We start from the raw sequence: 13,842 nt of genomic DNA on the forward strand, positions 1-13,842 counted from the left end.
TTCCGACCCAGAAATCCGTAAAAAATCCTTGTGCCTCAGGGCTGAGACGCTAACGTGCCAGTCCCGCCTGTTTTCGGCACGCAAGTCAAAGGAACCGAGGGTATGAAGATCAGCATCGAACGCGGCACCCTTCTCAAGGCCGTTTCGCAGGCTCAATCTGTTGTCGAACGGCGCAACACTATTCCGATACTCGCCAATGTGCTGATCGAAGCCGAAGGGGATCAGGTTTTGTTCCGCGCCACCGATCTGGATATCGAAGTTGTCGACAAGGCCCCGGCGCAGGTGGAAAAGGCGGGCGCAACAACGGTCGCGGCGACCACTTTGCATGAAATCGTGCGCAAACTGCCCGATGGCGCACTGGTGACGCTGACGGCGGACAGCGCAGCGGGCCGTCTGACGGTTGACGCGGGGCGGTCTAACTTCTCTCTGGCGACGCTGCCGAAAGAGGATTTTCCGGTTATGGCGTCCTCGGAATACGCGTCGAACTTCACCGCCTCGGCGGCTCTGCTGCGGCGGTTGTTCGACAAATCCAAGTTCGCGATTTCCACCGAAGAAACCCGGTATTACCTGAACGGCGTGTATATGCATGTGGCAGAGGGTTCGGACGGCGGCAAGGTGCTGCGCTGCGTTGCCACGGATGGCCACCGTCTGGCCCGGATCGACGCGGATCTGCCCGACGGCGCGGCAGATATGCCCGGGGTGATTGTGCCGCGCAAAACCGTTGGCGAATTGCGCAAGCTGCTGGAAGATGACGAGATGGATATCGCCGTGTCGGTCAGCGAAACCAAGGTGCGCTTCGCTACGCCCGATATCACCCTGACCTCGAAAGTGATCGACGGCACGTTCCCCGACTACACGCGGGTCATTCCGCAAGGCAACACCCGCAAGCTTGAGGTGGATGCCGCCGAGTTCGCGCAAGCCGTGGATCGTGTGGCAACTGTGTCGTCCGAGCGGTCTCGCGCCGTCAAGCTACAGCTGGACGGTGATAAACTGGTGTTGTCGGTCAACGCGCCGGACAGCGGGGCCGCCGAAGAAGAGCTGGCCGTGGCCTATGGCGACGAGCGGCTGGAGATCGGGTTCAACGCCAAGTATCTGCTGGAAATTGCGTCACAGGTGGATCGCGAGAACGCGGTATTCATGTTCAACTCGGCCGGTGATCCGACCCTGATGCGCGAGGGAAATGACCAAAGCGCGGTCTATGTTGTCATGCCGATGCGCGTCTGATCGCGCTTGCGCGCGATGCCTCCCCTCACGGCGGCAAAGCCGCCTGTCGGGCAGAGGGACGGGAGTATTTTTGAAAAGATGAAGGGAGGGGTCATGGGATTGGCCCTGACCGAGCTTACGGTCTCGCATTTTCGGTCTCATAAGCTGGCGCGGCTGGCGCTGGATGGGCGTCCAGTGGCAATTCATGGACCGAACGGGGCGGGCAAGACCAACATTCTGGAAGCGGTCTCCCTGTTTTCACCCGGCCGCGGGATGCGGCGGGCAAGTGCAGCTGAGATGACGCGGCGACCCGAGTCGCTGGGGTGGAAGCTGTCCGGTGTTCTGAATGTGCAGGGCCGGAACCATGAGATCGAGACATGGTCCGAGGGTGGCGCGGCGCGGCTGGTGCGGATTGACGGTAAGGCCGGCAGCCAAATTGAACTGGGAAAACTGGCGCGGGTGGTCTGGTTGATCCCTTCAATGGACCGGCTGTGGATCGAAGGGGCCGAGGGGCGGCGGCGGTTTTTGGATCGGATCGCGTTGAGCTTTGATCCGGCCCATGCCGAGGCATCTCTGACCTATGAAAAGGCAATGCGCGAGCGGAACCGGCTGTTGAAGGAACAGGTGCGAGATGCCCATTGGTACGCGGCGCTAGAGGGGCAGATGGCGGAGACTGGACATCGCATCCATACGGCGCGCTTGATGGCGCTGGACCATCTGCGGGCCGCGCAGGATCAGGCGGAAACGGCGTTTCCTTCAGCCGATCTGGAGTTGGTACAGACCGAGGGTGCGATGCCCGCGACGGCGGAAGACATGCGAGACGCCCTGAACGAAAGCCGGTTTCGCGATCTGGCCGCAGGTCGTACACTGGTCGGGCCGCATCGGTCGGACCTTTATGGTGTCTTTGCAGCGAAGGGCGTGCCCGCCAAGGATTGTTCCACCGGTGAGCAAAAGGCGCTGCTGGTCTCGCTGATCCTGTCGAACGCGCGGGCCTTGGCAGGGATGGTTGGGGCGCCCCCGATCGTTTTGCTGGATGAAGTGGCGGCGCATCTGGACGCAGCCCGACGCGCGGCGCTTTATGATGAGATTTGTGCGCTGGGCGCTCAGGCCTGGATGACGGGCACCGGGCCTGAGCTGTTCTCGGAATTGGGCGACCGGGCCCAGACGCTGATCGTCAGCGAGAGTGACGAGGGCTCGGTCGTGAGCGCTTAGGCTGGTTCGCCGACCTTACGCTCCCAAAGGAAACCACGCATGACTTCGTCAACCGGCGTTTTGGCCATGTGGTTGACGTAGTTCGACATGGTTTTCTGCGCCAGACCCAGCACAACATCCAGCACCGCGCGGTGGGAATAGCCTGCGTCAAAGAATGCCTGTAGCTGCGCCTCGGTCGGGTTGCCGCGGGTTTCCATGACTTGCAGGGTGAAGGTGCGCAGCGCCTCAAGTTTGGGCGAGGGCAGCGGCGTTTCGTTGCGCAGTGCCTCGGTGATGTCGTCCGAGACCTTCATCATCTTTGCGATGCCGGTATGGGCGGGCACGCAGTAATGGCATTCGTTTTCGACGTTGATGGTCTGCCAGACAACGGTTTTTTCATCATTGTCGAAATCGGTCTGCAGGAAAAGACCGTGAAGAACCTGATAGCCTTCCAGATGCTGCGGACTTTCTGCCATTACCTTGTGCAGGCCGGGCAGGCGGCCAAACGCGGCCTGAGATTTCTCGAGCAGCGGTTTGGACCCTTCAGGGGCGGATTCGAGGTCATGAGAGGGGAAGTTTGCCATGTCAAAACTCCTGTTTCTGGCGCGATGAGTCGTATTTAGGCTTTATTGAGCGATCACTCAAGTATATATTTGAGCGAACGTTCAAGAATTGGTGATCACGATGCCACGCAAACCCTCATATGATCGCGACGCGCTGATCGCACAGGCCCGGGATATATTCTGGCGTCAGGGTTGGGCGGGAACGTCATTGAAAGATCTGGAACGTGAACTGAAGCTGAAGCCAGGCAGCTTTTATGCGGCTTTTGGCTCCAAGGATGCGCTCTATGCACTGGCGTTACAGCGTTATGCGCAGGACGGGGTCAGCAACATGATGGCTCTGGCGCAAGAGCTGGGGCCGCTGGGTGCGCTCAAGGCGCAACCGCGTCGCGTGATCGAGGCATCGGAACTGCCGACCAAAGCTTGCATGCTGTCCAAAACCTATGCTGAGTTGCAGGCCAAGGATCATGATCTGGCCGATCAGGCCCGGACGCATATGATCGTGATGAAAACCTGTTTTGCAGACCTGTTTCGGCAGGCGCAGAACGCCGGAGAGATCGGCGCAGACCACGATCCCGACCGTCTTGCAGCACGGTATCAATCCGATCTTTTGGGGCTGCGCCTGTCAGCGGAACGCGACGACATAAATGCGGTGGAAATTGCCGAAGACATCGCAACCGATCTCGACCGGCTTTGAGCCCAAGATAAAGTGCATTCAGACCACAAAATGTTGGGGGATCGCGTGACATTCCCCACCAGAAAACGTATAAGTTACCAAAATAATATAGGTACTAACGGCATGTCCGAAGACGCACAGGCACCCCAGGAATACGGCGCGGATTCCATCAAAGTTCTCAAAGGGTTAGAAGCAGTACGCAAACGTCCCGGTATGTATATCGGTGACACGGACGATGGCTCGGGCCTGCACCATATGGTGTATGAGGTCGTGGATAACGGAATTGACGAGGCGCTGGCCGGACATGCCGACCATGTGACCGTCAAAATTCACGCGGATTCCAGCGTATCGGTCAGCGACAACGGGCGCGGAATTCCGGTGGATATCCACCCGGAAGAAGGCGTTTCAGCGGCTGAGGTCATCATGACACAACTGCATGCGGGCGGTAAGTTCGACAGCAACTCGTACAAAGTGTCAGGTGGTCTGCACGGCGTGGGTGTTTCGGTCGTAAACGCGCTTTCGGATTGGTTGGAACTGCGTATCTGGCGCAATGGCAATGAGCATGTGGCGCGGTTTGAAGGCGGCGAGACGGCAGAACACCTGAAAACCGTCGGCGAATGCGGGGATCGCACCGGAACCGAGGTCCGCTTCCTTGCCTCGACCAATACGTTTTCGAACCTCGAATACTCGTTTGAGACGCTGGAAAAACGTCTGCGCGAGCTGGCCTTCCTGAACTCGGGCGTGCGGATCATTCTGATTGACGAGCGCCCTGCCGAACGGCTTGAGACCGAGTTGTTCTATGAAGGTGGCGTCAAGGAATTCGTCAAGTATCTCGACCGGTCCAAGACCCCGGCCATGCCGGAGCCGATCTATATCAAGGGGGAACGCGACGATATCGGTGTCGAAATCGCGATGTGGTGGAATGACAGCTATCACGAAACGGTGCTGCCCTTCACCAACAACATCCCCCAGCGCGATGGCGGGACCCATGTGGCCGGATTCCGGGGCGCCCTGACCCGCACGATCAACAATTACGCCCAGTCCAGCGGGATCGCGAAAAAGGAAAAGGTCAGCTTCACGGGTGATGACGCGCGCGAAGGTCTGACCTGCGTTCTGTCGGTGAAAGTGCCCGATCCGAAATTCTCATCCCAGACCAAGGACAAACTGGTGTCGTCCGAGGTGCGTCCGGCGGTCGAAAGCCTGATGAACGAGAAACTGGCCGAGTGGTTTGAAGAGAACCCGAACGAGGCCAAGACCATCGTTGGCAAGATCATTGAGGCCGCGCTGGCCCGCGAGGCCGCCCGCAAGGCGCGTGAACTGACGCGGCGCAAAACGGCGATGGACGTGAATTATCTGGCGGGCAAGCTGAAAGACTGTTCCGAAAAAGACCCGTCCAAGACCGAGGTTTTCCTGGTCGAGGGAGACTCGGCCGGTGGCTCTGCCCAGACCGGGCGGGATCGCCTGACCCAAGCGGTGCTGCCCCTGCGCGGCAAAATCCTGAACGTCGAACGGGCGCGGTTTGACCGGATGCTGTCCTCGCAGGAAATCGGCAACCTCGTGATGGCGCTGGGTACCGGTATTGGCCGGGATGAGTTCAACATCGAAAAGCTGCGCTACCACAAGATCGTTATCATGACCGATGCGGATGTGGACGGTGCGCATATCCGTACGTTGCTGCTCACCTTCTTCTATCGGCAGATGCCGGAGCTGATCGAGGGCGGGTATCTCTATATCGCGCAGCCGCCGCTGTACAAAGTGTCGCGCGGCAAGTCCGAAGTCTATTTGAAAGATCAGGCGGCGCTGGATGATTACCTGATCAATCAGGGTGTCGAAGGCGCGGTGCTGAAACTGGGCTCGGGCGAGGAAATCATCGGGCAGGACCTGACCCGCGTGGTCGACGAGGCGCGTCAGCTCAAGCGCGTGCTTGACGCGTTCCCGACGCATTATCCGCGTCACATTCTGGAACAGGCCGCCGTTGCCGGGGCTTTTGTGCCGGGCGCGGTCGATGCCGACCTGCAAGGCGTCGCCGACAAGGTCGCGGCGCGCCTCGACCTGATCGCCTTGGAGTACGAGCGCGGCTGGCAGGGCCGGATCACCCAGGATCACGGCATCCGTCTGGCTCGCATCCTGCGCGGGGTCGAGGAGGTGCGCACTCTGGATGGTCCGATGCTGCGCTCGGGCGAAGCCCGCAAAACCGGTAGCTTCACCCAAAGCCTGCAAGAGGTTTACAACACGCCCGCGACACTGGTGCGGCGCGATCGCATGCAGGTCATCCACGGCCCGCTGGACCTGTTGCGCGCCATTCTGGAAGAAGGCGAAAAAGGCCTGTCTTTGCAACGCTATAAGGGATTGGGCGAGATGAACCCGGACCAGCTGTGGGAAACCACGCTGGACCCCGATGCACGCACCTTGCTTCAGGTCCGCGTCGACGACATGGTGGAGGCCGACGATTTGTTCACCAAGCTGATGGGCGACGTGGTAGAACCCCGCCGCGAGTTCATCCAGCAAAATGCGCTGAGCGTGGAGAATCTGGATTTTTGAGGGGCTGTAGGGACGCGCACAAACCTACACGCGCCGCATAAGTTTGCAGGATTCCCCCATAAGCCTGCATGCTTTCCTGCATTTTGAGAAATATCTGGGCGATTTCCATTTAAAGTTGATTAAGGATAGTGTGTCAAAGGCGCGCTATTGCTTTAGCGACCCAATGAGGCAACCATCGGTAAGCGTTTGGCGCCTAGCCGTACGTATTTCGGCTAGGCTTCTCTTCTGTTATTCGATCTTTTTGTCAATGAAACCTAACGTATTCGCATTTTCTAAAAGCGTTCGAACCTTTGCGCGATCCTGGGTAGCCTGATCTGACTGGTCCGATGTGATTGTTAGTGCATGATTGGCCTGTTTTCCACCGAGACGATGGTTTCCGGTGCCGGCGGGCGGTAGCCCAATGCACTGTGCGGTCGCTTCGTGTTGTAGTGTTTCCTCCACCCTTCGATGATGATCTGTGCCTCTCTCAGGGAGTAGAAGATTTCCCGGTTCAGCAGTTCGTCCCGGAACCGCGCGTTGAAGCTCTCGACATAGCCGTTCTCCCAAGGCGATCCTGGCTCAATGTAAGCCGTCTCGGCCCCGACAGCTGCGATCCAGTCTCTGACCGCCTGAGCGACGAACTCGGGACCGTTGTCACTACGCACATAGCCGTGTTCGACGCGTCGACATACCTCGCGATAACATCGATTGCAGTCATCGGCACTGTTCACGTCTTCTGCGTGTCTTTTTACCGGAGTTTCCCCGCCCTGGCAGGCTGGCTTTCTGATTTTTCATCTGGGATCGGACTTGGCTATGCTTTCCTTTTCTTACTACCAAAAATCGGTGAATTGTCGGCCGATTTGGCTGCAAATGGGAAATGGGAAAACTCGCTGTTCGGTTATTCGCTCCTAGGATTTCTCATTTACTACTTGCTGGAAGCCAGTCGCGACACGGGGGCTGACAACAGGTTGTCGCTTGGCTTGGACACAGTGGCACTTGGAACCTATAACTGCTTGCTGGCCATTACAGTCATGCAAACGGCGGGAACATCGCCTGAGCTGTACGCTGTTGGAACGTTGGCCTATTCATTGCATTTGTTTGGGGTGAATATCTTTCTCTATAAGACCCACCCCGGACACATGTCTGGATGGCTACGCGCATACTTTGTCGCGTCTCTTGCAGTCGGCATATTGATCGGCCTCCACGCGGACAAAAGTAGCATGATCTATTCAGTTGCGACTGGGTTGACAGGGGGCGTGATCATAGCCCTGTCTCTTCGGGTCAAACTGCCCAGCCTTTCGGCAGTGAATACAAAAGCTCTGTTGATTGGTGTGGTGTTTGCTGCGGTCGCAGTCGAGGTCACCCGGTACTAACCCGACGACACGGTTAAGTCTTTCCGTAGTATAAGCCGAGCCATTTGGCTCAGCTTACTAGATTAAGATAATCTGAAATTCATTTACTCAAAGTCTCTGCAATGCCTTTCATCGCAACCATAGAGTCCAGGTACATAGGTGTGTTCTGAACTTCTGGCTGGCTTGATAGCTTCACCATAACCACATTGGCTTTCTGGTTCACATACAATAGCTGCCCATAGACACCAATGCCGTAGAACGCACCATTTTCTATATCTTTGACCCAGACTTGGTTACGGTAGTGGAATCCTTCAAACACCTCTGCATATGCGCTTTTCTCATAAGCTGCGATAACGTCATCATTTGCCTGAATCGTGTCAGCTATCCAATCTGGAGGAATAACTTGAGTGTCGTTAACTTTACCGTTGTCCAGCATCATTATGCCAAATCGCAATAGGTCACGAGAGCTGGTGAACATCCCACCACTGGTTTGCACAATCCTTTTGGGCCCTAGTTCGCTATATGCAGGGTCCTGAGCACCGATGCCCTGCCATAATTCGGCTAGTACATCCAAATAGCTCTCGCCAGTTGCCGACTCGATAACCATACCAAGTAGTGCAGATAGAACTGAACGGTAACTATATACCTCACCGTCCTCTACCAATGTCTCGCGATCACTCAGAGAGATCATGTACTCTTTGACGCCAGACTCGGTATCGCAAATTTCAACTTTTTCTGAGAGGTCCTGACCAAACGCACAGAACAGATCACCAGCATCGTCTAAGTAGCCACTGGACGCATCTTTCCAATCAACAGCAGCGGTCATATCAAGTAGATGTCTAACCGTTGTATTTTTGAATGCTGGGCCTTCCAACTCTGGCAGGTATTCGGTGATCAGCTTTTTAGGATCTAATTCTCCCGCCTCAACCGCCAGCCCTGCTGCCATACCCAACACTGTCTTGGTGATCGAGTGAATGCGGTGAGGCGTATCAGCTCTCATGCCATTGAAGTACTTTTCAGCGACCAATTTGCCATCGTGATAAATCAAAAAGCTATCGGTATGCGTTTGATGCAACCAGTCGTTGATGTTCTGTTCTTCATTATTGCTAGCTGTGAAAACAAAAGTCTCAAGCTCAGTTGGGTATGCCGCTTTTTCCAAAGTACGTACCCAATCTGACGGTGGAACTCGTGCTAATTCGCCAAATACATTTGTGCCTTCAAATATCCATGGGCTTCTATCTACAGACTCAACGGTTTCGTCCCAGAAATAACCAGCCTCTGCGCTTGCTGGTTGTGTAGAAGCAGTAAATACCGCACCGGAGGCCAAAAGAGCGATAGCAATAGCGGAAGTCACTAACAGCTTGTTTGCATTTCTTTTCAATTTTGGGGATCTCCGTCCGACTAGACAATCTCTAAGCAATCCAGCCACGCTTCAGCTCTGGTGTCTAGCCCCTTGTGTTTGGGCCAAAGGCTGTCAAACGACTGCGAACTAGTTTCTGGAAGGACAGCTTAGTAGTCGCAAGCGACGGATGGCAGATACTGTGCATTAGTCGCCTTGGGCAATGCCCGCTTCGTACGCATCACGGAAGTTGCAAAGTCCAGTTTTGAAGGTCTGCTTTGGGCTGCGACCAGCTATTCATGCAGGCAGCGGAGAATGGCCACGTCGGAGCCCAAAGCAGACACACCCGTAGCAAAATGATATGATCATAGAACCAGAGGCGCTCATACATTCAGGAACCGTACTTTACGGAGGTCGGATGAATGATCATGCGCATCTTTCAGGTCGTGACTCGGCCAGGCAAAGAGGAAGAGTTCAGCAAGTTCTTCCATGAAACAGCTATACCCTTGATGAGAGGTACTAAGGGCATCGTTCAAGTGTTTCCTGGTGCCGCACGTGCTGACACACCACGAGAATTCAGCTTTGTCATGGTGTGGGAAAACCTAGAGGCACTAAAGGCTTTTGTCGGCGAAAACTACCAGAGCCCGCATATCGATCCGGCGGAGGCGGAATTGGTCGAGTCGCGTTCTATCAAGCATTATGAGCTGGTCCAATAAGGGCCATGGCTGAACACAAGGAAACAACTCGGGGGAAAAATGATCAAAGGGAAATGCGGCTGCGGAGCCGTAACGTATCAGATGACATCACAACCCATGTTCGTGCATTGCTGCCACTGTAGCGAATGTCAGCGACAAACCGGAGCAGCCTACGTCTTGAACGCCATCATTGAGGCTGATCGCGTGACGTGCAAAGGGCCGATCACCGAAAATGAGCTCTCCACTCCAAGCGGGAAAGGTCAGATTATTACGCGCTGTGGGGATTGCGGCGTCGCCGTTTTTAGCAGCTACATGATCCGCCTTGGAAAGCTAAGGTACGTGCGCGTCGGAACACTGGACAACCCGGATCAATGTCCTCCGGATGCACAGATTTTCACGAGCAGCAAACAGGCCTGGGTGCCACTCAGCGAGGACATTCCTATCTTCGAGGAATTTTACAAGTTCGATGAGGTGTGGCCGCAGAATTCGTTGGAACGTTTGGAGACTGCTTTATCCTGACGGATCAGTCGCTGAGGCTGAATGGCGGCGTTTGTCCGCAAATAGGCGTTTGCAAAGCCCGACGAGCAAGGTCCGTTTTGGGCTGGTTGGTTTTGCTCTGATTTGGTGGACACCTATAATAGACGCAGAGCAGTGTTGGGGAAATGCTTATCCGGGGCGCTATGGTTCCTAGCAGGCGAGGCGCTTATAAGAAGCGCGCACTACTACAGCGACAGTCGCCATAGCCTTCTTATGTTTAATTTTGGGTAATGGCGGCAGGTAATTTGTACTAGCGGTCTGGGTCTGTATCGAGTTTGCCCCAGAGATCATCAACCATATCTGAGAAGCCATCATTCGAGGCCTCCTTGGGCATTAGACCAGCTCTTCGCCGGCGTTCGACCTCGGCCATTAGTTCTTCCTCTGTGGCTGTCTCAAACACATCGCATCGGAGAGCTTCAATCTCGTCCGCTGTCCACGACTCAAATTTGTCAGCGTAGAAGCCCAGAGAACACGGCTCGTCATCAGAAATCTGTTTAACCACCGCATTCCAATCATCACTCTGATTCGGTTCATTTTCGACCCTCTCATCTAGTTCGCGGATAGACTTGCGGATCATCGGCAGCAGCTCTGCCTGAACGCTTTCTTCACCTACACCAGTCCCTGCAAGCCAAAGGTTCGCAATCTTGCGGACGAGCGCCCAAGCCGTCAAATTTCGAGGGTGACCTTTAATCCGGCCGCCAAGGCCTTTTTCTTTAATGCCCAGCTGTTTAGCGGCCCGTTCGTTCATTCGGATATTGTAATCGGACACGTCCGCGAGTTCTGAATCGTTCTCAGCAATGGCTCGAGCGACCTCGTTTTCGCCGACATAGACAACCACCTTCAACATCCCGCTACCCCTTCCTTCGCCGGTTCATCACTCGGTCCAGGTGGCTGTAGTCCAGATCTCGCATGATCCTTTGCACTTGCTCTGGATCGACTTTGCGATCTTTTCCAGCGGTGTAGACGATGTGTCTGACGTAGATCGCCAACGCGACAATGATCACGGCGGATAAGATCAAGCTGAAATGCTCCGCCCCCATCACTAAGTCTTCTTCCTTGGGTCTTCGATCCCGAGGTCGTCGAACACGTTGCCGCTACCATCAGTGATCTCGACATCATCGTCGTCAGTCACTAGGTCCCAGGTGTTCTCTTTGACCCATTCATCCCGCCATTTGGGCGCATCGGCCGACGCTGTGCAAAATCGGCGATTTGCTCGAGAATCATCTTGCGCAATGCTAGCCAGACTTCCGGACCCTCTTTGCGACGAGCTTGAAGCTCTGCGATCAAGTCATTCAGAGGAACATCCTGCAACGGGCGCCCGAAGATTTCTTTTACTGAATAAACTTCGCCTCTTTTGTTCTCAGCGATCCACTCGTCTGTCCACTCCGGAACCTCGTCGGGCTTTGGCACGACTTCCACCACGTACTCTTGTACAACCTCCAGCAATGCTGGCCAAAACTCTTCATCCGCTTTCAAGCGCGCTCGAACCTTGGTAATCAGGTCATCGCTAGAAAGTTCGTCACTCATCTGTCTTGTCCTTCGGCACAGTAACCTTTCGCGCCCGGATCTCATCCGCTGAGATCGGCTTGGTTAGTTTTGCTCGACCAGCCGCAATTTCAGCTTCCACGAGCCGAAGCAAACGCATCGTCTCATCGTCCACCTCAACGTCGTCATCATCGCCCATCAGACTTCTCCCGGGAACAATAACAGTGCGCAAAGAGCACTTGAGACCTATCGGCTGTCCGAACGATGTCACCAACGTGGCCACACTCTTCACACGTCACACCGCATCGAAATTCCATCCAGTCAGCGTACTCCTGAATGAGATCGTGGTATCGACTGAAACCGATGGAAATCTTGCCATCCTGGCCTTTCTCAATATCCGAGATCTGAATAGTTCCAGGGTCCAGTGCCCTGAAATCCTGACTGAAGGAAAGCTTGTGGAGTGCTTGCGAAATCATGACGAGCCAGCCCTTTCCGACAGCAGGAACAAGAGATGCGCAATCCGGAGAAACGAGGTCTGGATAGTTTTCCACAATGTCCAGTCTCAGGCCGTCGGGCCAGGATTCTTCGGCGCCCTCAAATCGCCGCCGCAGAGCATCATTGTAGCACCAGCTGCAAAGCGTCGTCACAAACCCAAGGATGCTCTGGCGTTGGGCAGAATTAGAACAACCTTCACAGGTTTGCTCAATCTGATCGACACGCCATTGAATCTCTTCACTCGTAGCCTGGTTGCAGCCCGGGCCCTCATAGACGCGCAAGCCTCCCCATTTCTGTTTGATCTGAACGATGGACGGGCGTTCATCACCAAACAGGTCGGGCTGCTCGTCGATCAACCTCTTCACTTTCTCAAGTGCAAGCGTAAGCTGCTTCGCCCACCCGGCACGATGCTCACCAAGCTGCTTGAAGACGCTTCCATGAATATCGTTCCAGTCGACAACGCTGCTCATCACTGACCTCCGGGCGCGCGCCTCTTCGAGATCGTTTGAAACCTCCGCCATAGCAGTCATCATGGGGTCGACCACTTCGCGGTCATCACACTCGACATGCAGACCCTCGGTCGACCATGTGACATTAGAGACATGCGGAGCTGGGTAGTTGTACGCCATCACCAAACGCATCTCTTCGGCGTACCAGGCGTCAAATGAGCGGAGATCATCTGGAGCTCCATGGTCCTCGATCACACCTCGAACCTTTTCCCGGAATTCCTCCCAGCTCTTTTCGACATCATCCATCAGTCACATTCTCCAGAACTTGGTCTTGATGAGATGGAAGACCCCTGCCGAGATCTGACAAAGGGCAATCGGCGGGACATGACCGGTGGCCAGCGAGCCCGTATTCATGGGCTTCCGGGCGTAGTCCTCATCATCGTAGTCTTCCATAATCTTATTAAAGATCACTTGTTGTTCGGCGGTCATCACCAGTCCTTCTTCACGCACGCGGGGCACCGATTACGGTCATCCGTTCGGTCAATCTGGCCGTAGTATCCGCAGACACCGCACGTCATTTGATCTCGGACAGGCTTCTTCCGAACGCCAAAAAGCCTCTTCCTTTTAGGGTGGCGCTTGCTCGCGACGTCATGCGCGCACCAGCAACAAAGTGTCGTGTACCAGCCGTCCAGAAGTTGGGTCTCGGCAGCGTTTGAGCATCGCTCACAAGTACGGTTTGCTCGTGCAATTGTGGCGGTGATCATCGACTGGATGTGTCGATCATCACACCTGTGGTAGATGCGGAGTTTTCCCAGCTTCTCCTTGATCTGGACGACAAAGGGGTAGGTGGCACGCTTCTGATCGCAGTATTCCTTAACCTCTGTGAAGAGCTTTGTGGTCAAGCCGGACCAGCCTTCGGGTGTGCGTCCGAGGCTCTTCTCGACCGATTGCTTGATGTCGTCGAAATCAATTGCGTTCGAAACGTCGTCCGCCATGTCGGACACCTCCTGAAGATGGTAGGAGGCGTCGGAATCGAACCGACTCGTGCACTCTAATCTGGAGCAATTACAAGGATATAAGCCTCGCCCGCATACCAATGCTGCCTCCCACGGATTTCGCGTGGGTTATCGACCTCAGGTCGATATTCGATGGCAGTGGATGCGTGTATACGTCATGACCAGAAGCTGAACCAGTTAGGGCCACCGTGTCAAGTCGGAGTGCGCGGCAGCCCGAGATGCACCGCGTAGTTCTGGGAACCTTCTAGCATAACGTGTGCCCAAATGACTGAAGCAACATATTTGGAGGGTTGGTCAACATGCTGTAGGCCTCACATAGTGAAG

At 55.3% G+C, this 13,842-nt stretch carries 16 protein-coding genes, 1 tRNA gene and 1 pseudogene; 7 read left to right on the top strand and 11 right to left on the bottom strand.

Annotated elements, in window-relative coordinates:
• Positions 1-102: 102 nt before the first annotated feature.
• On the top strand, positions 103-1,224 hold the full coding sequence (dnaN, locus tag RA28_RS00530) for a DNA polymerase III subunit beta (protein WP_039522529.1): 1,122 nt from the start codon (positions 103-105) through the stop codon (positions 1,222-1,224).
• A 93-nt stretch (positions 1,225-1,317) separates the two neighbouring features.
• The gene (recF, locus tag RA28_RS00535; RefSeq protein ID WP_193747326.1) at positions 1,318-2,415 is read left to right on the top strand and encodes a DNA replication/repair protein RecF; all 1,098 of its coding nucleotides are present in this window, start codon (positions 1,318-1,320) and stop codon (positions 2,413-2,415) included.
• Here the strand turns inward: recF and RA28_RS00540 are convergent.
• Positions 2,412-2,978, bottom strand: coding sequence for a carboxymuconolactone decarboxylase family protein (locus tag RA28_RS00540; protein WP_039522534.1), 567 nt, complete (start codon positions 2,976-2,978; stop codon positions 2,412-2,414). The two genes, recF and RA28_RS00540, sit on opposite strands and share 4 nt — an antisense overlap.
• Positions 2,979-3,078: 100 nt before the next feature.
• Between RA28_RS00540 and RA28_RS00545 the strand changes: the two genes are divergently transcribed.
• Both RA28_RS00545 and gyrB read left to right on the top strand, forming a co-directional pair.
• Positions 3,079-3,651 carry a TetR/AcrR family transcriptional regulator gene (locus RA28_RS00545; RefSeq protein ID WP_039522537.1) on the top strand — a complete coding sequence of 191 codons (573 nt, stop codon included), beginning with the start codon at positions 3,079-3,081 and terminating at the stop codon, positions 3,649-3,651.
• A 102-nt stretch (positions 3,652-3,753) separates the two neighbouring features.
• Positions 3,754-6,171: a DNA topoisomerase (ATP-hydrolyzing) subunit B gene (gene gyrB / locus RA28_RS00550; protein WP_039522539.1), complete on the top strand. Its 2,418-nt coding sequence runs from the start codon at positions 3,754-3,756 to the stop codon at positions 6,169-6,171.
• Between the two features lie 335 nt (positions 6,172-6,506).
• Here gyrB and RA28_RS00555 read toward each other — a convergent pair.
• Positions 6,507-6,818: pseudogene (locus RA28_RS00555) on the bottom strand (integrase core domain-containing protein); the annotation flags it as partial.
• Positions 6,819-6,890: 72 nt separating this feature from the next.
• Here RA28_RS00555 and RA28_RS00560 point away from each other — a divergent pair.
• Entirely contained in the window at positions 6,891-7,523 is a 633-nt protein-coding gene (locus tag RA28_RS00560; RefSeq protein ID WP_039522540.1) for a hypothetical protein, read from the top strand.
• Positions 7,524-7,602: 79 nt separating this feature from the next.
• Here RA28_RS00560 and RA28_RS00565 read toward each other — a convergent pair whose 3' ends face one another.
• Positions 7,603-8,856, bottom strand: a complete 1,254-nt coding sequence (locus RA28_RS00565) for a serine hydrolase domain-containing protein (protein ID WP_193747327.1) — start codon at positions 8,854-8,856, stop codon at positions 7,603-7,605.
• 407 nt (positions 8,857-9,263) lie between these two features.
• On the opposite strand from RA28_RS00565, the gene RA28_RS00570 reads away from it, so the two are divergent.
• Positions 9,264-9,557 (top strand): putative quinol monooxygenase, encoded by a 294-nt coding sequence (locus RA28_RS00570; RefSeq protein WP_039522545.1) that lies wholly within the window; start codon positions 9,264-9,266, stop codon positions 9,555-9,557.
• Positions 9,558-9,596: 39 nt separating this feature from the next.
• On the top strand, positions 9,597-10,055 hold the full coding sequence (locus tag RA28_RS00575) for a GFA family protein (RefSeq protein WP_039522548.1): 459 nt from the start codon (positions 9,597-9,599) through the stop codon (positions 10,053-10,055).
• A 268-nt stretch (positions 10,056-10,323) separates the two neighbouring features.
• On the opposite strand, the gene RA28_RS00580 is transcribed toward RA28_RS00575, so the two are convergent.
• From RA28_RS00580 to RA28_RS22600, 8 genes are all read right to left on the bottom strand, one after another.
• On the bottom strand, positions 10,324-10,920 hold the full coding sequence (locus tag RA28_RS00580) for a hypothetical protein (protein ID WP_039522551.1): 597 nt from the start codon (positions 10,918-10,920) through the stop codon (positions 10,324-10,326).
• A gap of 4 nt (positions 10,921-10,924) precedes the next feature.
• Positions 10,925-11,092 (bottom strand): hypothetical protein, encoded by a 168-nt coding sequence (locus RA28_RS22730; RefSeq protein ID WP_193747328.1) that lies wholly within the window; start codon positions 11,090-11,092, stop codon positions 10,925-10,927.
• A gap of 112 nt (positions 11,093-11,204) precedes the next feature.
• Positions 11,205-11,600 (bottom strand): hypothetical protein, encoded by a 396-nt coding sequence (locus tag RA28_RS00590; protein WP_039522560.1) that lies wholly within the window; start codon positions 11,598-11,600, stop codon positions 11,205-11,207.
• Complete coding sequence (locus RA28_RS22735) at positions 11,593-11,757, bottom strand: hypothetical protein (protein ID WP_193747329.1); 165 nt, start codon at positions 11,755-11,757, stop codon at positions 11,593-11,595. Before RA28_RS22735 ends, RA28_RS00590 begins: the two co-directional genes overlap by 8 nt.
• Positions 11,747-12,808 (bottom strand): hypothetical protein, encoded by a 1,062-nt coding sequence (locus tag RA28_RS00595; protein ID WP_039522561.1) that lies wholly within the window; start codon positions 12,806-12,808, stop codon positions 11,747-11,749. The genes RA28_RS22735 and RA28_RS00595 overlap by 11 nt, the downstream gene beginning before the upstream one ends.
• 3 nt (positions 12,809-12,811) lie before the next feature.
• A complete protein-coding gene (locus RA28_RS00600; RefSeq protein ID WP_039522562.1) occupies positions 12,812-12,991 on the bottom strand; it encodes a hypothetical protein in 180 nt (59 codons plus the stop codon).
• Complete coding sequence (locus tag RA28_RS00605; protein ID WP_039522563.1) at positions 12,991-13,497, bottom strand: hypothetical protein; 507 nt, start codon at positions 13,495-13,497, stop codon at positions 12,991-12,993. The genes RA28_RS00600 and RA28_RS00605 overlap by 1 nt, the downstream gene beginning before the upstream one ends.
• Positions 13,498-13,516: 19 nt before the next feature.
• Positions 13,517-13,610 (bottom strand) — tRNA-OTHER (locus RA28_RS22600).
• Positions 13,611-13,842: the final 232 nt, after the last annotated feature.

Origin of the sequence: Ruegeria sp. ANG-S4 (assembly GCF_000814005.1) — a bacterium.
Lineage (GTDB): Bacteria > Pseudomonadota > Alphaproteobacteria > Rhodobacterales > Rhodobacteraceae > Ruegeria.

Bases quoted from the DNA above. Each gene is read 5' to 3' on its own strand.
- dnaN (WP_039522529.1), top strand. From the start codon at position 103: ATGAAGATCAGCATCGAACGCGGCACCCTTCTCAAGGCCGTTTCGCAG.
- recF (WP_193747326.1), top strand. From the start codon at position 1,318: ATGGGATTGGCCCTGACCGAGCTTACGGTCTCGCATTTTCGGTCTCAT.
- RA28_RS00540 (WP_039522534.1), bottom strand. From the start codon at position 2,978: ATGGCAAACTTCCCCTCTCATGACCTCGAATCCGCCCCTGAAGGGTCC.
- RA28_RS00545 (WP_039522537.1), top strand. From the start codon at position 3,079: ATGCCACGCAAACCCTCATATGATCGCGACGCGCTGATCGCACAGGCC.
- gyrB (WP_039522539.1), top strand. From the start codon at position 3,754: ATGTCCGAAGACGCACAGGCACCCCAGGAATACGGCGCGGATTCCATC.
- RA28_RS00570 (WP_039522545.1), top strand. From the start codon at position 9,264: ATGATCATGCGCATCTTTCAGGTCGTGACTCGGCCAGGCAAAGAGGAA.
- RA28_RS00575 (WP_039522548.1), top strand. From the start codon at position 9,597: ATGATCAAAGGGAAATGCGGCTGCGGAGCCGTAACGTATCAGATGACA.
- RA28_RS00580 (WP_039522551.1), bottom strand. From the start codon at position 10,920: ATGTTGAAGGTGGTTGTCTATGTCGGCGAAAACGAGGTCGCTCGAGCC.
- RA28_RS00590 (WP_039522560.1), bottom strand. From the start codon at position 11,600: ATGAGTGACGAACTTTCTAGCGATGACCTGATTACCAAGGTTCGAGCG.
- RA28_RS22735 (WP_193747329.1), bottom strand. From the start codon at position 11,757: ATGGGCGATGATGACGACGTTGAGGTGGACGATGAGACGATGCGTTTG.
- RA28_RS00595 (WP_039522561.1), bottom strand. From the start codon at position 12,808: ATGGATGATGTCGAAAAGAGCTGGGAGGAATTCCGGGAAAAGGTTCGA.
- RA28_RS00600 (WP_039522562.1), bottom strand. From the start codon at position 12,991: ATGACCGCCGAACAACAAGTGATCTTTAATAAGATTATGGAAGACTAC.
- RA28_RS00605 (WP_039522563.1), bottom strand. From the start codon at position 13,497: ATGGCGGACGACGTTTCGAACGCAATTGATTTCGACGACATCAAGCAA.